This is a genomic window from Alteromonas sp. KUL106 (assembly GCF_009811415.1).
GTDB lineage: Bacteria > Pseudomonadota > Gammaproteobacteria > Enterobacterales > Alteromonadaceae > Alteromonas.
This window is the reverse complement of sequence record NZ_BLIG01000008.1, coordinates 106164-128355: the sequence shown is the minus strand read 5'-3', so window position 1 is coordinate 128355 and position 22192 is coordinate 106164. Positions and strand designations below refer to the sequence as shown.

The window sequence follows — 22192 nt, the reverse complement described above, 5'->3', positions numbered from 1 at the left end:
GAATATGCGTAATTGTATGAATAAACAAGATTCTATGTTTAAACTTTGGCCAAAGCATGTTTTATAACCGTATTAAACTTGACACATAAATGTAATCGTTTTAATAAAACTGTCACAGACCACATTAATAATAACGGCGTTTAAAAATGAGCAGGAATATTACGATGTCTCGTACAGTGTTGGTGGTTGAGGACGAAGCGCCTATCCGTGAAATGCTTAAGTTTGTGCTTGAGCAATCAGGTTTTAACATTATTGAAGCCGAAGATTTCGACATCGCGCAAGAAAAAATTTGCGAACCTTACCCGGACTTGATCCTATTGGATTGGATGTTACCGGGCGGAAGCGGTGTACAGCTAGCTAAAAGTTTAAAACAGCACGAGTTCACTCGTGACATTCCCGTCATTATGCTTACAGCCCGCGGCGAAGAAGAAGACAAAATTCGAGGACTAGATGCAGGTGCTGATGACTACGTCACTAAACCTTTCTCTCCGAAAGAGCTTGTGGCAAGAATCAAAGCGGTTATGCGACGAGTAACGCCGACATCAAGTGAAGAGCCTATCGAATTTAATGGCCTTAAGCTTGAGCCGGTATCACATCGCGTTATGGCGAATGATGAACCGTTAGACATGGGCCCGACTGAATTCAAGTTGTTGCACTTCTTTATGACCCATCCAGAGCGTGTCTACAGCCGAGAGCTACTATTAGACAATGTTTGGGGAACCAACGTTTACGTAGAAGACCGAACCGTAGACGTACATATTCGACGTTTGCGTAAGGCTATCTCTCGCCACGGACATGATGCTATGATCCAAACAGTGCGTGGCGCGGGCTACCGTTTTTCTACCAAGCTGTAATAATTAATAGTAAAGGGAGTAGCACGACGTTATTCCCTTTACATCTCTGCGCCAACTTAGGCGTGCGCTTATTTTTACCTTAACAACGCGAGTTATTTCATGTATTACCCGTTCTCTTGGTTGAGAAGTACATTGCGCTTAGTGCTATTCCTTGTGGTTTTTGCGCTGGTCGGGTGGTATTTGGATGATATGTTATTCGCCGTGGCCATTGGTGCAACGCTACTTTTACTGTTTAACTATTGGCATCTCTACAAGCTAAATCGTTGGTTATGGCACAGTCGTAAAATGTCTCCACCCACTGTGCGCGGCGTATGGGAACATATTTATGAGGGTATTTATTATCTTCAGCGTCGTAACCGCAATAAGCGTAAAGAGCTTGGCGAATTGGTAAAGCGCTTTAGAGAGGGCTCTGAAGCCTTGCCAGATGCAGCAGTCGTGGTCGATGCAAAGGCTTGTATTATTTGGTGTAACCGCCTTGCGCGGTTGGATTTAGGGCTTAAATGGCCTCAAGACTCTGGGCGTAGAATCGATAACCTGTTGCGCCACCCTGAATTCATTCAGTATTTTCATGCCGGTAACTATAAATATCCCATTGAAGTACCGTCGCCCACGAACCCTAATAAAACCTTCGAATATCGGATTATGCCTTATGGCGATGAGCATCTGTTACTGATAGCTCGTGATATTACCCGAGTGTCTCAACTTGAAGAAATGCGTAAAGACTTTGTGGCAAACGTGTCTCATGAACTACGCACGCCGCTAACGGTCATTAACGGGTATCTTGAAATTCTTCCTATCGATGAAGACTCCGATCCTTTTATGCAAAAAGCGATGAAAGAAATGACATCGCAAACCCACCGCATGCAAAATTTGATAGAAGACTTGCTGGTGTTGTCGCGCATTGAAGCGAGTTCGGAGCGCATCTACGAAAATGTTGTGAATATTCCTGTGGTCCTTGCGCAAATAGAGAGAGAGGCGCAGGCCCTTAATAAAGAGAAAAACCACACAATAAACTTCCACATCGACAAAGAACTCTATGTTTTTGGTGTAGAGACCGAGCTGCGCAGTGCTTGCTCAAACTTGGTGTTTAATGCGGTGCACTACACACCAGCTGGCGGTGAAATTAACGTGTATTGGCGACGTAAACTGAACGGCGCTAAATTTTCTGTGGTTGATAACGGTGATGGTATTGAGCCAAATCATCTAAACCGACTAACCGAGCGCTTTTATCGCGTGGATAAAGCTCGTTCACGCAAGACCGGCGGTTCAGGCTTAGGTCTTTCCATTGTAAAACATGTATTAAGTCATCATAATTCCCGTTTAGATATAACCAGTACATTAGGCGAGGGAAGTCATTTTTCGTTTGTGCTGGATAATGAATTGATTGCAGAGCAACTTTAATGCAAAGAGGCGAGAAACGTCGGTGAGCAAAAAGCATGACAAGGTAGAGGGGCCAACCCCGTGTCTTTCAAAGTTACTTTTAGTAATAAGCTTGTTGTTACCGCTTGTCGCACTCGCTAGCCCTCAATATGAACAAAACTTACCATCTAATTCTACCACTTACCCCGTGCCGGCCTACGAGCGCAAGCCGGGTGTAGCAGGAAAAATTACGTCAGTTGGCTCTGACACGCTGGCAAACTTAATGACCTTTTGGTCACAGGAATTCAAAACCCTTTATCCTCAGGTCGGCTTTCAAATACAGGCGTCAGGTTCATCTACCGCCCCCCCTGCACTTATTGAAGGCACGGCAACCATAGGCCCGATGAGCCGAGAGTTAAAGCCCAGTGAAATACGGGACTTCACGCGAACCCACGGTTACCCACCTACGGTATTAAAAGTGGCAATGGATGCCATCGCTATTTTTGTGGATAGACGCAATCCGTTGCCGGGTATGACCCTTGAGCAAGTTGACGCAGTGTTTTCTGAAACCCAGTTTTGTGGCAGCAATACAGCCATTACCAATTGGTCTCAGCTCGGCGTTAACGATATAGGCTATCGCTCTCCTATAAGACTGTATGGCCGAAATTCAGTATCGGGTACTTATGGCTTATTTAAAGTGATGGCGCTGTGCGATGGTGACTTTAAAAATACGGTAAACGAACAACCTGGCTCTGCATCTGTTGTGTTGTCTGTGGCCAGTGGGACAGGCGCGATTGGCTATGCCGCTTATGGTTATAAAACAGCAGGGGTTCGCGCTTTGCCTTTAGGTGAGTCACTAGACAGCTTAATCCCTCTTTCTATTGACACGGTGCGCAACGAAACGTATCCGTTTGCCCGTTTTCTTTATTTAGTGATAAATAAAAAGCCCGGTGAGCCATTACCTACGCTGGAACGGGAGTTCTTGCGCTACATCTTGTCACAGGAAGGGCAGGAGCAGGTGGTAAGAGACGGGTATTTTCCCATCCGTGAAGACGTATTGATACGCCAACGCCGATTACTGGAATAGATAAGTAAAGTAAGAAACCGCTTCATTAGCCGTCAAACGTCAAGGGTAAGAAAGTGTCGTATATGCCGCCAGTGTGGAAACAATGGGTCGTCAAATGCCTGCTATCAGGGACGGCAGTGCCGACTATCGTGACAACCTTAGTGGAGAACGGTTTTTCTCCCGCCACGATTAAAAAAGTGCTCGGCGCCAATTTGCCCGCTGACTACCTGTTTTCACCCTCTTCAAGTTTCTACGAGAAGCTAGCAAAAAGTGCTATCACTCGATTGGAAAAGGCAAAGCCAGTTGCTGATGAAAACAACATTCAGCTGTATGCGTACGACAACTTTTTGAGCTGCCAAGAGTGCGACGAACTGGTTGCACTGACCAAAGATAAACTCGCTCCCTCAAAATTGGCAGGGGCGCCAAGCGCAGACGACATTAGAACGTCTACAACCTGTGAATTAGCTTTTCTCAACAACGGGTTAGTTAAGGCGGTTGATAGCCGCATAGTTTCAACACTCAGCTTAGGCGTGGGGGAGGGGGAAGTCATTCAGGCTCAGCACTACAATGTCGGGGAGTATTACAAACCGCATTACGACTTTTTTCCTCCAGGAAGCCCGCAATACAAAGCGCATTGTCAATCGCGCGGTCAGCGAACATGGACATGCATGATTTACCTGAATGATGAATGTGAAGGCGGCCACACCCGATTTACCAAGCTAAATATTGCGATATCCCCGAAAAAGGGAAAAGCGCTTTTTTGGAACAACTTACTGCCCTCTGGCGACCCTAATCTCAATAGCATCCACTTCGCAGAACCTGTCACTCGCGGTCACAAAACTGTCATAACCAAATGGTTTAGAACAAAAAATTAAATGCATTTGACGTCTTTGCTCGTTTTATTTTTAACCAATATAGGTTTATCTATATGAAAAGTAATGGCTTTGTAATGGCAGTAGTTCAAAGCTGAAAAAGTTCAAATAAATTCGATAAGTTTTTTACTTTGTAACAAAAATGTCACTGATCTCCTTTACTCTCTAGCAAACCTCAGAATCCGTATTACAAAAATCTGGAGAATTTAATGGAAATTCGTAACATATTTAAGGTAAGTGCTATCACGACTGCGCTTGTCCTCGCAGGCTGTGGCGGTGACATCAATATTAATGAAGGTGACGAGGTAGTAGCACCAACTACTCCAACAACTCCGACTACACCAACGACACCTACTACTCCGACTACTCCTGATGTGGATACGCCTTTCTCCCTAGGCTTTGCCACCGACGTATCAAGCGAATTCTCAGGAACGATTACAGACAAGCCTGTCTATCGTTTAAATACTGATTTAACGATCACTCAAGATATGACCTTAACGAACGATGCTCACTGGATCATCAAAGGTCGTACCGCAGTTGGTAACGATAACGCTGATGCAGCGGTATTAACTATTCAAGAAGGTACCACAGTAATCGGCGAGGACGGCGATGACTTCTTGGTTGTTCGTCGTGGCTCTCAAATTGACGCATCGGGTACGTCTTCAGCACCTATCGTAATGACATCAGTACAGGACGTTACGGGTGAAGAAACTTCTATCGGTCAGTGGGGCGGTGTAGTTCTACTAGGTAACGCACCAACTAACCTTTGTAATACGGGTGATGATGCAGATACGTCGGATGAAGAACTAGCAAACTGCGGCGTCTCTGCTGAAGGCGATGCAGGTCTTTACGGTGGCAACAACCCTGAAGATAACTCAGGTACACTAGAGTACGTAGTTGTTAAGCATGCGGGTAAAGCACTAGCGTCAGGTGACGAGTTAAACGGTATTTCTTTCGCAGGTATCGGTTCAGGCACTACAGTTAATCACATCCAAGTTCACCAAAACCTTGATGACGGTATTGAGTTCTTCGGTGGTACAGTTAACGTGAGCAACGTTGTACTTACTGACATCGGTGATGATTCTCTAGATTGGTCTTTCGGTTGGACTGGTAGCGCAACGAACGTTTACATCCAGCAGTCAGCTGACGGTGGCGATAACGCAATCGAGGCTGACAACAACGAAGACAACCCGTCTTGGTTGCCGCTGACTAAGCCAACTATCTCTAACGTAACTATCGTAAGTGCAGACGGCACTAACGGCGTACGTCTTCGCAACGGTACGGCAGGTGTACTTTCAAATGTACTTATCACCGGTTCTACCCTGGCTAACAACTGTCTACGTGTAAACGGTGACGAGGCGATTGCAAACGCTGAGTCTGGCGAGCTTTCTATCACTGATTCAATTGTTGCGTGTGAAACGCCTGCGAACAACTTTGGTTCGGACACCATTAACGGTGGTACGACTCAAGCATGGTTTGAAGGTCAAGATGGCAACAGCGTTTTAGCTGCTTCTGCATTAATGCTTGAAGATAACGGTTACTTCCCCACAGCTTCTTCTCCTGTTGCACTTGGCGGCGGTCAGTACATCGGTGCATTCAACCCTAACGGCACAGACTGGACGGTCGGTTGGACGGTAGGCGTAAACGGCGGTTTCCCAACTGACGTTCCAAACGCGTTTGCACAAGGTTTAGCAACAGACGTATCGGCTGACTTTAACCTAGACAAGCCGGTTTATGAAATTACTGCAGACACCACATTTACCTCTGACGTTACGCTTACCAACGATGCTTACTGGCTAATTAAAGGCCGTACTGCAGTAGGTAACGATAACGAAGACAGCGCAACACTATTCATCGAGCAAGGTACAACTGTATTTGGTGAGCAAGGTGATGACTTCCTAGTAGTACGTCGTGGTTCTAAAATTGAAGCTAACGGTACAGCAAGCGCACCTATCACGTTTACCTCTGTTCAAGACCTTATTGGTGACGAAACGGGTATCGGCCAATGGGGCGGTATCGTGCTTCTTGGTAATGCACCAACTAACTTATGTAATACCGGTGATGATGCACAAACATCTGACGCTGAACTTGCTGCATGTGGTGTAGCGGCAGAAGGTGATGCAGGTCTTTACGGCGGCAACAACCCTGAAGACAATACTGGTTCACTACGCTATGTTGTAGTTAAACACGCTGGCCGTGCACTAGCAGCAGGTGACGAGTTAAACGGTATTTCATTTGCTGGTATCGGTTCAGGTACTAAAGTTGAGTACATCCAAGTTCACCAAAACCTTGATGACGGTATCGAGTTCTTCGGTGGTACAGTCAGCGTACGTAACGTTGTACTTACTGATATCGGTGATGACTCGCTAGATTGGTCTTTCGGTTGGACAGGTAACGCGCAAAACGTTTATATCCAACAATCAGCTGCGGGTGGCGACAATGCTATTGAAGCAGATAACAACGAAGACAACCCAGCGTGGCTTCCACTTACTAAGCCTACTATTTCTAACGTGACTATCGTTGGCGCTGACACAACTAACGGCGTACGCCTACGCAACGGTACTGCGGGTAACATTCGCAATCTGGTTGTTACTGCTGGTGAAGGTTACTCTAACTGCCTACGTGTTAACGGCGACGAGTCAATTGCCAACGCGGTATCTGGCGAGCTTTCTGTAGAACATTCAGTGGTTGCTTGTGAAGCAGGCAATAACTTTGGTTCAGACACTATTGGTAGCGGCACTACTCAAGCATGGTTTGAAGGTCAAACGGGCAACAGTGTACTTACTGCTGACGCGCTAATGCTTTCTAACGATGGCTTTACACCTCGCTCTGGCTCACCACTTCTTGGTGCGGGCGTTGATGTATCAGAAGAAAATGATTTCTTCGCAGCAACTGACTATATCGGTGCATTTGACGGCGACAACAACTGGATGGATGGTTGGACTGTTGCTGTAAATGATAGCATTCCGGCGGGCGTTACAACGGCACTAGAGCAAGGCTTAGCGACGGACGTTTCTGCTAGCTTCCCTGATATTACTGATAAGCCAGTGTATCAGTTAACAGCGGACACTGTATTTACTTCTGATGTATCGTTAACTAATGATGCTCACTGGCTAATTAAAGGTCGTACTGCAGTAGGTAACGACAATGCTGACAGCGCGACGCTTTACATTCAGCGCGGTACGACAGTATTCGGCGAAGACGGTGATGATTTCCTAGTTGTTCGTCGCGGCTCTAAAATTGAAGCTGCTGGTACAGCAACATTGCCAATTACCTTCACATCTTCTGAAGATATGACTGGCGGCGAGACAGCGATAGGCCAATGGGGTGGTCTGGTTATTCTAGGTAACGCACCAACAAACCTATGTAACACAGGCGACGACGCTGACACGTCTGAAGCAGAGCTTGCTAACTGTGGTGTTGCAGCTGAAGGTGATGCAGGCCTTTACGGTGGTGCAGACGAAGATGATAACTCAGGTACACTTCGCTATGTAATCGTTAAGCACGCAGGTAAAGCACTTGCGGCAGGCGATGAGCTAAACGGTATCTCATTTGCCGGTGTTGGCCGTGGCACTGAAGTTGACTTCGTTCAAGTTCATCAAAACCTAGATGATGGCGTTGAGTTCTTCGGCGGTACAGTAAACGTAAGCCACTTAGTGCTGACGGCTATCGGTGACGATTCTCTAGACTGGTCGTTCGGTTGGACAGGTAAGGCACAGTACGTAGTTATCAAGCAAGACGCAGCGGGCGGCGACAACGCGTTTGAAGCAGACAACAACGAAGATAACCCTGCGTGGACACCACTGACTACACCAACCGTATCTAACGTGACAATTTTAGGCGCAGACAGTACAAATGGTGTACGTCTTCGTAACGGTACTGCAGGTACAATTAAAAACCTAGTGGTTACCGGTGGTGCAAACTACAGCAACTGCCTACGAGTGAATGGTGACGAGTCAATTGCTAATGCCGCAGCAGGTTCACTCACTGTGACACACTCAACAGTAGCATGTTCATCTACGAGTGCTTTCGGTTCAGATACAATAGGTACAGACAGCACACAAGCATGGTTTGAAGGTCAAGACGGCAACAGTGTACTTGCTGACACGGCAGCACTTGGCTTTGATTCAACAGGTTTCGTACCTGCAAGCAATTCAGTTTTATTAGGTTCAGGCTTCGACGCTTCTACTTTGGACGCTTTCTTTGATAGTACAGACTTCCAAGGTGCATTCGACGGTGAGTCTGACTGGACACTGGGTTGGGTAACGGTTGGTCTTCAAGACTAATTAAAGAATGCGAAACACAGTAAAGCTAAGGCGTTTTTACGCCTTAGCTTTTGTGTAAGCGCAGCTACCTGATTACAGTTTCTTAGGAGTTACACAATGAAAAACAATCAAACGTCAGCATTTAAAGTCGGTGGACTTTCGCTGGCTATCGCGTCCATTCTTGGCGCAAGTGCGTTACCGTTATCAGCAGTAGCACAGCAATCAGAAGACGAAGCTATCGAAGAGGTCGTTGCTACGGGCACGCGACTTAAAGGTACTGCCACAGCAGTATTACAAGAGCGTCAGAATCAGGCCTTCGTTGCTGATATTCTCGGCGCCGAACAAATTTCACGTACCGGTGACGGCGACGCCGCTGCTGCACTTCGACGTGTAACGGGTCTTACGCTTGTTGACGGTAAATTTATCTACGTTCGTGGTTTGGGTGAGCGTTACTCAAGTACACAGCTCAACGGCATGACGGTACCAAGCCCGGATCCTACGCGCTCGGTTGTACCGCTTGATTTATTCCCTTCAAGCATTATTGAGAGCCTTAACGTTCAGAAATCTTACTCACCCAATATGCCTGGGCATTTTGGTGGTGGTAACGTAAACATTCGCACTAAATCAATTCCGTCTGAATTTGTATTCAACGTAAGTGCTGGTGGCGGTTGGAACACGCAAAACAGCGACGACGGCGTTTTCTACTCTGGTGGTGGAGACGATTGGACAGGACGTGATGACGGCACCCGTGCACTGCCCGATATAATCAGCTCGGGTCTTGCTGCAAATGGTTCTGCAGGGTTTGAAGGCGACCGCACGAGAACACTGGCTGAAACGCAGGATATCCTAAGCTCGTTTAACTGGGATATTGGCCCGGACGAAAAGTCTGTGGATCCAAATTTTAGCCTAGGTACGACCATTGGTAATAACTACGTATTTGACAATGACTCCGTACTTGGTTTTCTTGCAACAGTCTCATATAGCAATCAATGGACAGTTGCCGAAGAGATGCTTGGAAACGATATTGGTGGCGGTCAAGAAAACCCGCGCTTTACCAAGTTCCGAGACATGATTTCAACAGAGCAAAACGTGCGTTGGAGCGGAATGTTCAACGTTGGTTTTGAATACAATAGCAACCACAAAGTTGAGCTTGTGAACATGATCCTTCACGATATGCGTGACCGCGTTCGCGATGGATACTACTTCGACGAAAGTGAATCTAACCCTGGCGTGGAAGAATTCCGCCGCATGGATATCATTTTCGAAGAGCGTGAAATGGTTTCTTCACAGCTTAAAGGCACGCACAACTTCCTTAACTTGTTAGACGGTGTATTCTTTGACTGGTACGTAGGTACAAGCCGGGCGTCTCGTGAAGCACCAGACATCATGGAAGTGACATTCCAGCAGTTTTACGATGAGTCAGGTGCGCTAGAGCTTGAGCGCCTTGATGATACCCCAGGAACTAACCTTAACCGTCAGTATCAGGTGCTTTATGATGAGTCTGATACCTATGGTTTCAACGTGTCTACCGCGTTCTTTGGCGATGGTTACGACGTTGAACTTAAAGCGGGTATGGATTACTACGATAAAACCCGTGACGGTAACAATATTGACTTAGCAATACGCCACTTCGGTATTTCTTCTGACTTTAAAGCCGGTAGCCGTCTAAACGAAATTTTCTCACAAGAAAATATCTACAATGACGACTTTTACACCAGCTCAACAGGACGTTCTGTGTTTCAGGACAATACAGGTGCAGGTGATAAGTATTTAGCGGCAACCAAGCTGACCGCAGGCTATTTCATGGTTGATGCATTCTTTAACCAGAAGTTCCGCGTAAGTGGTGGTGCACGTTATGAAGACTTCCAACAAGTATCGATTCCATTTATCGAGCACTCGGATAGGTTTGCCGATGACACTGATGCCATCATTGATAGTATTTACAATGAATCTGAAGTGTTACCTTCATTGGCTTTTACGTATATCCCAAGTGAAGAGATGCAGTATCGCTTTAACATTAGCCAAACGCTAATCCGTCCTGATTTACGTGATATCAGCTCAACGTTCTTTATCGATCCGTTAACTGAATTCTTGGTACGTGGTTCGCCTTCATTGGTTGAAACAGAACTGACCAATATCGACTTCCGCTGGGAGTGGTATATGTCACAGGGTAACAACTTGTCTATCGCACTTTTCTATAAAGATATGGAAAATCCTATAGAGATGGTTCAGTTTGACGGCGGTGAGGGTGTACCTCAGCTATTAACGGCTAACGGACAAGAGGGCGAGTTGTATGGTATTGAGTTCGAATTCCTACACGACCTAGGTTTTATTGGCGATAACTTCAGTAACTTCTTCTTCTCAGGAAACATGACGCTTTCTGACTCAGAAGTTACCATTGGCAGTGGCGATCAAGAATCACTGTTCTCTCAGCAAGCGCGTGAAGCTTACGGCGGTACTATCACGGCGACCATTACTAACGACAAACGTCGTTTAGTCGGTCACTCAGAGTGGGTAGCTAACTTTCAGTTAGGTTGGGATTCTGATAACGGTGAGCACTCTGCGTCATTGGTTTATAACTCATTTGGCGAGCGCATTATTGCACCGGGTGTGCGTGGTTTTGAAGATGGTATTGAAAAGCCTTTCCACTCGTTGGACGCGGTTTATACCTACTACCCGGATTTCAACACGACGATTAAATTCCGTGTACAAAACCTTCTCAACGACGAAAAAGAAATCGAGCAAGAAGGTCTTACACTGCGTAAGCTAACTGTTGGTACAGGTATAAACGCTTCAATTACTTATAACTTCTAAGAAAGTGCACATCGTTTATCTTCCCTAAAAAGGGAACTGCGAGAGTCGTCCAAAGCCCGGTTTTTCTGCCGGGCTTTTCTATTTGTGACAATAGTCTTCGATTTATGACAGTTTCGTAATAAAACTGTCACAGAAAACTCCTATCCTACGCGCAGAAATTTATAGTCGGACAAAACCGATTTCTTTTAACTTTAAAGGTTTGAATGTATGAAGCTTATCAATGCCTTGCTTGTAGCAGGTGCGCTAGCAGCGACACCCGTGCTTGCACAAGACGATGAAGTCTTAAAACCCGTTGTCGATGAGGCAGCGAAAATAAACGAGTCAGCGGCGAAATCGCAAGAAAAGATTAACGGTATTACCGATCAAATCGACAGCAAACTTCAACAGTTCAAAACATTGATGAAAGAAATCGAAGGCCTTGAGGTTTATAACACTCAGCTTCGTAAGCAAATCAATAACCAAGAACAGGAGATGGTAGACCTAAATGCTGCTATCGATGAAGTCTCTGTTGTTGAACGTCAAATCACGCCACTTATGATGCGAATGATTGACGGCTTGGAGCAGTTCGTCGCGCTAGACGTACCTTTCCTTCCTGAAGAGCGAGCTAATCGCGTCGCTGACCTTCGCGCCATGATGGACAGAGCTGATGTTGCTGCGTCTGAAAAATTCCGTCGCGTAATGGAAGCGTACCAAGTAGAGATGGACTACGGCCGCACTATGGAAGCGTACAGCGGTATTCATTCAATTAACGGTCAAGAGCGTGACGTTGAATTCCTACGCCTTGGTCGTACAGCGCTAATTTATCAAACACGTGATGCAAGCATGCAGGGTGTTTGGAACAAGCAAACCCGTCAGTGGGAAGAGCTTGATAGCAGCTACCGTACACAAATCACAAAAGGTCTGCGCATGGCGAAGAAGCAACTTGCACCAGACTTGCTAATGCTGCCAGTGGCAATTACAGACTAAGAGGTTGATGAGAATGTTTAACACAGTAAAACGTATCGCTGTTGGTCTAGCAGCCCTGAGCATCAGCGTTGGTGCTTTCGCACAAAGCGACCGTGCCATGGACTTAGACGCACTTCTTAAGCAACTAGAAGAAGGTCAGTTCGCACAGTCTCAGCAAAACAAACAGCGCGAGCGTGATTTCCAAGCGCAACGTGCAGAGCAAGATCGCATTCTTCGCGAAACGCGCGAAAAGCGCGACCAAATGCTTGCACAATCAGAGCAGCTTGAAACTCAGTTTGAAGAAAACGAATTCAAACTGGCTGACTTAAACGGTGCACTAGACACACGTCTTGGTTCACTTAAAGAGCTATTCGGTGTGCTTCAGCAAATCGCTGGCGACACTAAAAACAAATTCTATAACTCAGTGGTTTCTGCACAAATCCCTGGCCGTGCTGACTTCCTTGATAAGATGGCACAAGACATGGGTTCAAGTTCAAAGCTAGCGTCAATTGAAGAAATTGAGCGCGTGTGGTTTGAAATGCAGCGTGAAATGACTGAAGCCGGCAAAGTAACTACGTTCAAGACAGATGTTGTTGAAGCGGGCGGTGAAAAAGTGAATAAGTCTGTTGTTCGCGTAGGTCCTTTTGCACTTGTTGCTGATGGTAAATACCTAGAGTACAACGGCGTAACAGGCACAGTGTCTGAACTTGTACGTCAGCCTGCTGACCGTTACATGAACTCTGCTGCTGAACTACAAGCATCAAGCGGTGAATTAGTTCAGTTTGGTATCGACCCAACGGGTGGTTCAATCCTAGGTCTTCTTGTTCAAGCGCCTAACCTTCAGGAGCGTGTAGAGCAGGGCGGTGTAGTCGGTTACATCATTCTTATCGTTGGTGCGTTCGGTCTTCTACTTGCCTTAGAGCGCCTTGTAACCCTGTCGCTTATCCGCATGAAAGTGAACAAACAGCTTAAGAGCAAAGAAGTAAATACAAACAACCCGCTTGGCCGTGTACTTAAAGTACGTGACGAGCACCCAGACGCAGACGTTGAAGCACTTGAACTTCACCTTACAGAAGCAATTCTGGGCGAAGTGCCTAAGCTAGGTCGTAACCTAACTATCATTAAGATTATCTCTGTTGTAGCGCCGCTTATGGGTCTACTAGGTACGGTAACCGGTATGATTAACACCTTCCAGGCTATTACCTTGTTTGGTACGGGTGACCCTAAACTGATGGCGGGTGGTATTTCAACAGCACTTGTAACAACAGTGCTCGGTCTAGTTGTAGCGATTCCAATGACACTGCTTTATGCAATGCTTAACACACGTTCTAAGAACATTGTGTACATCCTACAAGAACAGGCGTCTGGCGTAATTGCAGAGCGCGCTGAGCGAGGCTAATCATGATCGAGTTTCTAGAAGCAATTCGCGATTTCACAGAAACAGGTGGCCAGGTTCTCCTGGTCATCGGTCTGCTGATATTCGTTATGTGGCTTTTGATCCTCGAGCGTGCGATGTATCTGATGGTTTGGCACAAGCAAGCCAAGAAAGACGCGATAGCCATGTGGACAGCACGTGCCGATCGCTCTTCTTGGTTCGCAGAGCAAGTTCGTCAGAAAACAATTTCACAGTTAACCATGCGCCTAAACGGCAGCATCCCAATTATCCAGTCACTGGTTGCGCTTTGTCCGCTACTAGGCTTGATGGGAACGGTTACCGGTATGATTGAAGTGTTCGATGTAATGGCAATTGCGGGCTCAGGTAACGCTCGTTCAATGGCCTCAGGTGTATCGAAAGCCACTATTCCCACAATGGCGGGCATGGTTGGCGCACTTTCAGGCGTATTCGCCGCTACCTGGTTAACTCGTATGGTGAAATCAGAACGCACGCATCTTGAGGATGCATTGATTATTCAACGTTAATGCCCTAAGGCATTAAGGTAAGGTATTTATTATGAAGCAGCACTTTCAAAACTTAGTCGATGAAGAAGAAGCAGCCATCGACATGACGCCCATGCTGGACGTTGTTTTTATCATGTTGATCTTCTTCATTGTGACTGCGTCATTTGTGAAAGAAGCGGGTATTGATGTTAACCGTCCAGAAGCAGCAACTGCTGTGAAAAAGGACCGCGCTAATATCCTTATCGCTATTTCAGATAAAGGCGAAATTTGGATTAACAAACGACGTATCGACGTTCGCGCAGTACAAGCGAACATTGAGCGTCTTCGCGCAGAAAACCCACAGGGTTCTGTTGTAATTCAGGCTGACAAAAAAGCCACAACAGAAACACTGATAAAGGTGATGGACGCGTCGCGTGCCGCTGGCGTTTACGATGTTTCGATTGCAGCCCAAGAGCAATAAATCATGCCACGATATTTAATCGCATTTGTACTATCCCTTGCGATCACGTTAGGCCTGTTCTTCTTGATGCAATCGCTTATCAAGATGGGTGGCAGCGCACTAACTGAGCCGCCTAAGGGAAGCGTGCTTGACTTCGTAAGGGTTAAGCAGGATGAACAGGTTGAGAAAAAAGATCGTAAGCCGAAGAAGCCACCTAAGCCTGAAGAGCCACCGCCGCAAATGGAGCAGCCTCAAATGGACTCACCTTCTCCAGATGCGGAAGGGACGTCGATGGACTTTGGTGCTGACGTAGGTGACGACATTTCGCTGGAAGGCGGCTTGGCCCTTGAATCTGGTGATGGTGAATATTTACCTATCGTTAAAGTTGCGCCGGTTTATCCGAGACGCGCACTTCAGCGGGGTATTGAAGGTTTCGTTATTGTTGAATTTACAGTAACTAAGCAAGGTGCTGTACGCGACCCAATTGTTGTTGAAGCTAATCCGTCAGGTATTTTTGAACAAGCGGCCATTGATGCGGCAATGAAGTTCAAATATAAACCTCGAGTGGTCAATGGCGAAGCGACAGAAGTGTCTGGGGTACAAAACCGTATAACGTTCCAAATTGACGGGTAACAGAACATGATGAGAAAACAGACGAATACATTGCTTAGTGCACTGGCGTTTGCATTTGCATCGGCCACGGTATCTGTACCTGCAACGTTCATTGCTTCTAACGCTGTAGCGCAAGAGGCTGAGCAGCAAGATGGACAAGAGATAAAAGCTAGCGATAAGCCAACCCGTCGGGTTCCTACGCTTCGCGGCAAAGTTTACGAGCAGCTAGCCCGTGCACAAACGGCAGCAGATGAAGCTGGCGATGTAGAAGAAGCTATTTCCATTTTGAAAGAAGTGGAAGATAAGTCTTACTCTATGAACGCCTACGAAAAAGCCATGATGTACAACTTTTTCGGTTTCATTTACTACAACAACGAAGACTATGCAAAAGCGCTGGAATCGTTTGCCAAAGTGGTAGAGCAGCAGCCTATTCCTGAAAAGTTTGAAATGACCACACTTTTCAGCTTAGCGCAGCTTAACCTTATGCAGGGTAATTACGAAGACACCATTAAATACTTAGAGCGTTGGGAAAGTCTTAATGCTGGCCCAGTACCTGTTAAGAATAAAGTGATCAAAGCTCAGGCTTATTATCAAAATAAGCAATATGAACAGGCCTCAATGTGGATTTCAGAAGCAGTGGCCGATCATGAAGCGGAAGGCATGATCCCTGACGAAGGTTGGTTAATACTTCAACGTGCTATTTTTTATGAGCTAAAACAGCCTGAAAAGGTTAAAGACGTTCTTATAAAAATGGTGAAGTTGTTTGACGAACCTAAGTATTGGATCCAGCTTGCTGGTATGTACGGTGAGCTAGGTGAAGAGCGCAAGCAGTTGGCTATTATGGAAACCGCTTATCAGCGCGGCTTCGTGAATACCTCAGCTGATGTGTTTAATATGGCGCAGCTTTATTACTATCATCGCGTGCCCTACAAAGGTGCCAAGTTGATGGAGCAGGCCATGAACGACGGTGTGCTTGAGAAAAACTTGCGCAACCTCAAGTTCTTAGGCCAAAGCTGGTCGCTTGCCAAAGAGCAAGATAAGGCTATTCCGGTAATGATGCAGGCAGCAGAGCTTTCGGAAGACGGTGAGTTGGATGCGCAACTTGCTCAAATTCTTCTCAACGAAGAGCGTTTCGACGATGCAATCGCAGCGGCAGACCGTGCGGTTGAAAAAGGCGAATTAAGAAACCCTGGCTTGGTATACTTGATTAAAGGCATGGCGCTTTATAACAAGAAGCAATATGCACTTGCGCTCAACCAGTTAGCCGAGGCGGAAAAGCATCAAAAAAGCCGCGCTATGGCTCAACAGTGGAAGCAGTTTGTGCAGGGCGAAAAACGCCAGGCTGATGCCATTGCTGCGGAGTTAGGCGCGAGCTAAACCCACTTAGCCAATAAACATGTAAATGCAAAGGGTCGACGTCGACCCTTTTTTTATGCGGATTGGTATTAATCAAACCGGGTTTACTGTTTGGGGTGCGTAAGTTCCAAACTCTGAGGGAGTAAATCGTTTACTGACACCACTTTTCCTTCTGCTTCCAATTCATTCCAGTAGTGCTTCGTTTCGATAATTTCTTCTTTGATAGATAGAAAACATTCGACTAGCCTTGGGTCGAAATGTTTACCTGCTCCTTCAAGTAAATATTTGAAAGCGTCGTCATCGCTCCAGGCTTTTTTGTAAGGGCGTTTCATCGTCAGAGCGTCGAATACATCAGCTATTGCCACAATGCGAGCGCTCTCAGGAATGTCTTCCCCTGCTAGTCTTTGTGGATAGCCTGAACCATTCCATTTCTCGTGGTGACATAGTGCAATCTCTGCTGCAAGGTTAAACAGCGGCGTATCACATCGAGATAAAATTTTATGTCCTATTTGTGCATGGGATTGCATCACTTCCATTTCACTGTTTGTTAGTCTGCGTGGCGCTTTTAAAATGGAATCGGGTATACCAATTTTCCCCGTGTCGTGCATAGGGGCGGCTTGTGCAAGTAAGCATGCATCGTCATACGACCAACCGGATGCTGTAGCTAAGCACTTGCTGTAGGCAGCCATGCGCCAGATATGATGTCCCGTGTCTGTATCATTATAGTGACCTGCAGCCGCCAGCATAGTGATCGCGCTTTGTTGACTTTTACTCAGCTCCTCCGTTCGCGCGATGACCAGGTTTTCCACGGTCTGCATTTGATGGGCAAGAGTGATATGAGTCTTCACACGCGCTAGCGTTATGCTAGGGGAGACAGGCTTGGTAATATAGTCTACCGCACCTAGCTCAAATCCTTTTTCTTCACTTTCGCCTTGGGTTAACGCCGTAACAAAAATGACAGGGATCTGGCTCAGTATCGGGTCGGATTTGAGTCGTTCACATACCTCAAAACCGTCCATATCCGGCATCATGATATCGAGTAAAATAAGGTCGGGTGTATGCTGTCTTGCAATTTTTAGGGCAATAGGTCCTGAGGGCGCTACTTTTACGTGATAAAAAGGGCTAAGTATTCCTAGCAATATATCAATATTCGCAGGCTCATCGTCAACAACAAGAATGTTAAACCTATGTTCAACGTCGTTAGGCACTTTCATTGGTAATTTCATTAATAAGTGTTTCTATTACAACTAAAGCTTGCTCGAAATCATATATAGATGTGAGCTGCTTTAAGTGGGTTATCGTGTGTGAATGGGCCGAATCACTATATTGAGAGGCGACCAAGGATATATGCTTTAGTGCTTTTGCATCATAGGTTTCAAGGGCGCTTTTGGCTTGCTTCAACGCAGCAAGTAATGTGCGGTTGTCAACCTGTGTCTCATTGTGAGTATTTTCAATGTCTACGCTTTTATTAATGGTATGAGCAATCAGACGTAGTGTTGCATCCAACTCATAAGACAAATCAGCAACATGTTTCGCAATGATAGTTTCGGGTCTTTGAATAGACACAAATAAAACCTCTAAACAGCGCTCTAGGGTAGTCGCCCCAATTCTATGGGCATCTTCGAGTAATGCGTTCAATAGTTCGCTTGTACTTGATGGTGAGTTTATGATGCTGAGTAGCTCTGTCATGACGCTGCGCTGGCTGTAAGTCGCGTAGAAAGACACCAGGGAGGCAGTAAAGACATCAGGGTGGTCGGGCTCCTCGACATCAACATAACCCGCATGGATGTGAGAGTCGATAGTGTGGACTATCTCATCCGCGGTAGCGGGCTTTACCAAGTGATAACACATACCTGAGGTCAAGGCTTTTTCTGATGCTTCATTTGTCTCATCTGCACTCAATGCGATGATGGGGGTCAGCCAGCCGTCTCTGTTGACGAGTTTTTCCGCGACATCATAACCCGATATACCAGGTAAGTGGCAATCGAGTAAGATCGCGTCAAACCCGTTGGAGTCGCAAAGGGCAAGTGCATGTTCACCGGTATTAGCTGTCATAACCTTCATGCCGAGATCAACAAGAATCTGCTGACTTATTTCAAGGCTTATAAGATCGTCATCAACTACCAATATACACTTATTCGATAGTCGCCGACTTCGCCACTTTTTACTCTCAAGTTTGTCCGTCACATCTTTATTTGATGGCGCTTGAAGTGGAGACAATGCAGAAATCAGCTCTTTGTCAGAAAAAGGAAGTTCAATCACCCTTATCTCATTGTAGGCTTTTTTTCCGAGGCGTTTCTGCACGTCAGCTTTGCTAAGCGGGCTTATCAGTACATTGAAGTTTATTGGGTTAACTTGATTATTCTGAAATCGGTTTGCCAAGGTTTTCCAACTAGCTTCATCTTTACTAAGAAATGCAATGGCTTGGTGTTTGAGCGAGCTATTATACGCATGGCTTGAATCAACGACCTGGCAGTTGATACCGAGCCTTTGCAGCGTTTGCGTAAGAACGCGACATCCTCTCGCCACGCTTTCATGGGTTTGAATACAGAGCACCTCTGAGGGTAGCGATACAGGTAAAAAAGGGCGTGCAGGGAGAAGGTCGTCGACACAAACCGGAAGTGAGAAAGCGAAACAGCTGCCTTCATTGACCTTGCTCTTCAGGGTAAGCTTACCTCCCATTAGCTCAACAAGGCGCTTACAGATCGCAAGACCTAATCCAGTGCCGCCAAATTTTCGCGAGATGGAAGCATCTGCCTGGACAAATGCGTTGAAGAGTTTGGATTTACCGGTGTCACTAATCCCCATGCCGGTGTCACTTACGCTGAAGTGCAGTTTATTCCCCCGTTGACTTACTTTGAGCAGCACATATCCACTTTCTGTGAATTTAATCGCATTACCCAAAAGGTTTAGCAAAACCTGATAGATTTTTTCGCTATCGCCTCGGCATGGGGTATTTGTGTTGTAGCGTATATCAAAAAGCAGTTGGAGATCTTTCTGCTGCGCTTTGACTTGAAAAACTTGGGCAAGTTTGTCGATTGTCTTCGTCAGCGTGAAATGTTCGTTTAGGATATCTACTCTGTTAGCTTCTACCTTTGAAAAATCCAAAATACTGTTCACTAAATCGAGCAGTGCATTAGAGCTTCGCTGCACTTTCTCAAGGTATTGCAGGCGCTGGTCTTCGTCCTCCGTTTCCAACGCTAAATGAGTAAGGCCAATAATGGCATTCATTGGGGTTCTAATTTCGTGACTCATTGTGGCGAGAAAATCGCTCTTCGCCTTGTTGGCACTTTGGGCGTTGTTGTAGGCCTGCTGTAATTTTTGCTCAATGGCCTTTTGATGACTTATATCGTTGAAAACGCCTACATGGCCGTCTGGCTTACCATCATCGTCAAGTAGCGGAACAGCGACAATAGAAATAGGGAACAAACGTCCACGTTTGTCAGTGAAAAAGTCCTCATAGGACGCGTATGATTTGCCTGCTTTGATGGTCAAGTTAACAGGACATTCCTCTCGGGTGAGCAGCGTTCCATCGCCCTTTTGATAATGAACGGTATCGTGAAAACGTCGGCCTTCAAGCTCTTCAATAGTCCAACCTAATAGTTGTGAAGCGGCGGGGTTGAGAAACTGGGCTTTTCCTTCACCATTGACAGCATAAACACCTTCCCCAATACTGCTGGTGATACTTTGGTAGAACGCGCGGTCTTCTTTTAGTTTGCGAGACAGACGCATTTGCTCCGACATATCAGTGCAGATAACCACGAGACGGTTAACGCGTTTGTTGTATTCAACGATAGGGACGACGGTCGCAAATACGGTCCATGGTTCATTCGTCTTAGTAAAGCTGTTTAGTTCACCCTGCCAAATTTCACCTTTTATCAATGTTTTTAATATTCTGGTTTGCTCTGAAATAGCAATGTTTTGAATGCGAAAGATGGATGTACTTTTTCCTATTAGTTCGGCGCGAGAGTAGCCGGAAAGCTGACAGCATTTATCATTTGCTGACAATAAAATCCCATTCAGGTCTATTGTCGCTACGATGCCATGCTTATCCATAGCTTTGCGCTGAAGCAGCAGTTCATTATTCTCGTTTTGTTGCTCATAGATAAGCTCGTAAGTCAGCGCGGAAAGGTCAGAAAGGTTGGTAAAGTTTTCATCGATGAGCGGCTTGTTTCGTTCCTCGAGTAGCTGGTTTACGGCTCGTCGCAGGGTCTCGATTACTGCTTTTTGCTCGGCATACTCCTTACGAACTTTGTCGTTTACTGTCATTAATTCTTCTGAACTAATGCGTAAACTTCTATCCTTTAACGTTATATCCCTTTCAAAAAACGCGTAAGATTCCTCAATTCTTGGAATTAACGAAGCGAGTCCTTGTCGAAGCTCTCTCTCTGTTTCGCTTTGGCTATGATCGTCATCTTTATTGAGTTCATTTAACCAGCTGTCGAGTGACAAAGTGTCGTCAAGGTTAAATGCTCGGCGTATTTGACGCTCTAGTAGTGGGCTCAATGTGCTTCTCTTAATAACATGATCGTTAAGGTTTGATTGTGCAGTTCACACTGCGTTTTGTTTAGGAAGGGGCTAATTTCGCCATAGGAGTAAAAGCCCGCAATACAGACTTTCCCCTTAAATTGTTGATCAATTTCTTCAATTTCTTCTTCTATACGGTCACCCATAACGAGCTTGCGCCCGACACAACTGGTGACAAGGGCCAAACTATCAGAATCAAGGTTCAGATTTTTATTCGTGATACCGCTTATGGCCTTGTGGGCACCATTAATAAGATCGTCCTTCGACGCATGCATCAAGCGTAAATACTGACTTGTCTTCACTTCTCCCGCCAAGGTTAAGCTTTTAGAAGCCTCGTCAACGCCAAGTATTGTTCGAATAATCTGTGTAGGCTTGCCTTCTTCGTTGAGAACTTCAAACGGAAATAAAAGCCCACTTGCGGGCAGGTCGTTAGCATACTCACCCAAATAGTCTTTATAGATATCAAGGGCAGGTCTCCCATCTAACGCAAAGAGTTGATTTGCTGTCGATGACGTTACTGCTCTCGCAGGGCCAAACGAACGCCAACCACCGTGAGCACTATGTTCAAAGGATAAATGCTCACCATAGAAAGCGACCGCAGTAATGCTTCTGCTATCAACGCCATCCGGGTGCATTACATAGGTTTGTTCAAACGCCCCGTAGTCTCCGGCAAGTCCTCCGCTGATTCCAACGTCATTTGATAAGTGTGTTGCCAACCCCTCCAGTAACGCCGAGCCATTGATGTCAACACCGGGCGCCAGTAAGTAAATGCCTTTCAATCCTTCAGTGTTGATGTTGCTAGCCAACGACTCTCCTGCGTTGAAGGATTCCTGCATGTTGGGCAAAGGGGTATGATGAATCTTAATGTGTGCTTGAGTACTAAAACGTATTGCCACAAGCGATATACCATTTTCAAATACTCGGTTTCCCGAAATTTCGCCGGCCGTGCTGCATCCGACACAGTCGTCGCAGATTTCAATTAGGGTTTTATGAAATGCAGGGTCAACAAAGAACGCGGGTGAAGCGAACGCGATAATCAATGATGGTGAAAACACTCTCAACGCCTCAGCCTCGGACTGTAACTCTTCTAAGCTGGTAAAAAAAGACGTCTTTGAAAGCATTGGGGGTGAGATATAAATTACGTGTCTGTAATTTATAGTAATATCCGCGCCGTTTTACAATTT

15 protein-coding genes are annotated in these 22192 nt (G+C 46.0%); 12 read left to right on the top strand and 3 right to left on the bottom strand.

What is annotated here, in order from left to right:
- Window positions 1–164: 164 nt before the first annotated feature.
- The 12 genes from phoB (at window position 165) to GVO63_RS03755 (ending at window position 16502) form a co-directional block, all read left to right on the top strand.
- Window positions 165–854, top strand: coding sequence for a phosphate regulon transcriptional regulator PhoB (phoB, locus tag GVO63_RS03810; protein ID WP_014997327.1), 690 nt, complete (start codon window positions 165–167; stop codon window positions 852–854).
- Between the two features lie 99 nt (window positions 855–953).
- Window positions 954–2255, top strand: a complete 1302-nt coding sequence (phoR, locus tag GVO63_RS03805; RefSeq protein ID WP_159490358.1) for a phosphate regulon sensor histidine kinase PhoR — start codon at window positions 954–956, stop codon at window positions 2253–2255.
- 22 nt (window positions 2256–2277) lie between these two features.
- On the top strand, window positions 2278–3300 hold the full coding sequence (locus GVO63_RS03800; protein WP_159578175.1) for a PstS family phosphate ABC transporter substrate-binding protein: 1023 nt from the start codon (window positions 2278–2280) through the stop codon (window positions 3298–3300).
- A 62-nt stretch (window positions 3301–3362) separates the two neighbouring features.
- Window positions 3363–4154 (top strand): 2OG-Fe(II) oxygenase, encoded by a 792-nt coding sequence (locus GVO63_RS03795; protein ID WP_159578204.1) that lies wholly within the window; start codon window positions 3363–3365, stop codon window positions 4152–4154.
- A gap of 206 nt (window positions 4155–4360) precedes the next feature.
- Window positions 4361–8437 carry a hypothetical protein gene (locus tag GVO63_RS03790; RefSeq protein WP_159578174.1) on the top strand — a complete coding sequence of 1359 codons (4077 nt, stop codon included), beginning with the start codon at window positions 4361–4363 and terminating at the stop codon, window positions 8435–8437.
- Window positions 8438–8533: 96 nt separating this feature from the next.
- A complete protein-coding gene (locus GVO63_RS03785) occupies window positions 8534–11230 on the top strand; it encodes a TonB-dependent receptor (RefSeq protein WP_159578173.1) in 2697 nt (898 codons plus the stop codon).
- A 207-nt stretch (window positions 11231–11437) separates the two neighbouring features.
- Window positions 11438–12196 carry a DUF3450 domain-containing protein gene (locus tag GVO63_RS03780; protein ID WP_159490366.1) on the top strand — a complete coding sequence of 253 codons (759 nt, stop codon included), beginning with the start codon at window positions 11438–11440 and terminating at the stop codon, window positions 12194–12196.
- Window positions 12197–12209: 13 nt separating this feature from the next.
- Entirely contained in the window at window positions 12210–13574 is a 1365-nt protein-coding gene (locus GVO63_RS03775) for a MotA/TolQ/ExbB proton channel family protein (protein WP_159490368.1), read from the top strand.
- 2 nt (window positions 13575–13576) lie between these two features.
- Entirely contained in the window at window positions 13577–14095 is a 519-nt protein-coding gene (locus GVO63_RS03770; RefSeq protein ID WP_039219806.1) for a MotA/TolQ/ExbB proton channel family protein, read from the top strand.
- A gap of 31 nt (window positions 14096–14126) precedes the next feature.
- Window positions 14127–14534, top strand: a complete 408-nt coding sequence (locus GVO63_RS03765; RefSeq protein ID WP_014948289.1) for a biopolymer transporter ExbD — start codon at window positions 14127–14129, stop codon at window positions 14532–14534.
- A gap of 3 nt (window positions 14535–14537) precedes the next feature.
- Window positions 14538–15146 (top strand): energy transducer TonB, encoded by a 609-nt coding sequence (locus tag GVO63_RS03760; RefSeq protein ID WP_159490370.1) that lies wholly within the window; start codon window positions 14538–14540, stop codon window positions 15144–15146.
- Between the two features lie 6 nt (window positions 15147–15152).
- Window positions 15153–16502 carry a lipopolysaccharide assembly protein LapB gene (locus GVO63_RS03755; RefSeq protein WP_159578172.1) on the top strand — a complete coding sequence of 450 codons (1350 nt, stop codon included), beginning with the start codon at window positions 15153–15155 and terminating at the stop codon, window positions 16500–16502.
- An 83-nt stretch (window positions 16503–16585) separates the two neighbouring features.
- Here the strand turns inward: GVO63_RS03755 and GVO63_RS03750 are convergent, their stop codons facing one another.
- The 3 genes from GVO63_RS03750 to GVO63_RS03740 are packed head-to-tail and all read right to left on the bottom strand — an operon-like array spanning window position 16586 to window position 22063.
- Window positions 16586–17695, bottom strand: coding sequence for a two-component system response regulator (locus GVO63_RS03750; RefSeq protein ID WP_159578171.1), 1110 nt, complete (start codon window positions 17693–17695; stop codon window positions 16586–16588).
- Window positions 17682–20987, bottom strand: a complete 3306-nt coding sequence (locus GVO63_RS03745; protein ID WP_159578170.1) for an ATP-binding protein — start codon at window positions 20985–20987, stop codon at window positions 17682–17684. Before GVO63_RS03745 ends, GVO63_RS03750 begins: the two co-directional genes overlap by 14 nt.
- Complete coding sequence (locus tag GVO63_RS03740; RefSeq protein WP_236552048.1) at window positions 20984–22063, bottom strand: FIST signal transduction protein; 1080 nt, start codon at window positions 22061–22063, stop codon at window positions 20984–20986. Before GVO63_RS03740 ends, GVO63_RS03745 begins: the two co-directional genes overlap by 4 nt.
- Window positions 22064–22192 lie beyond the last annotated feature (129 nt).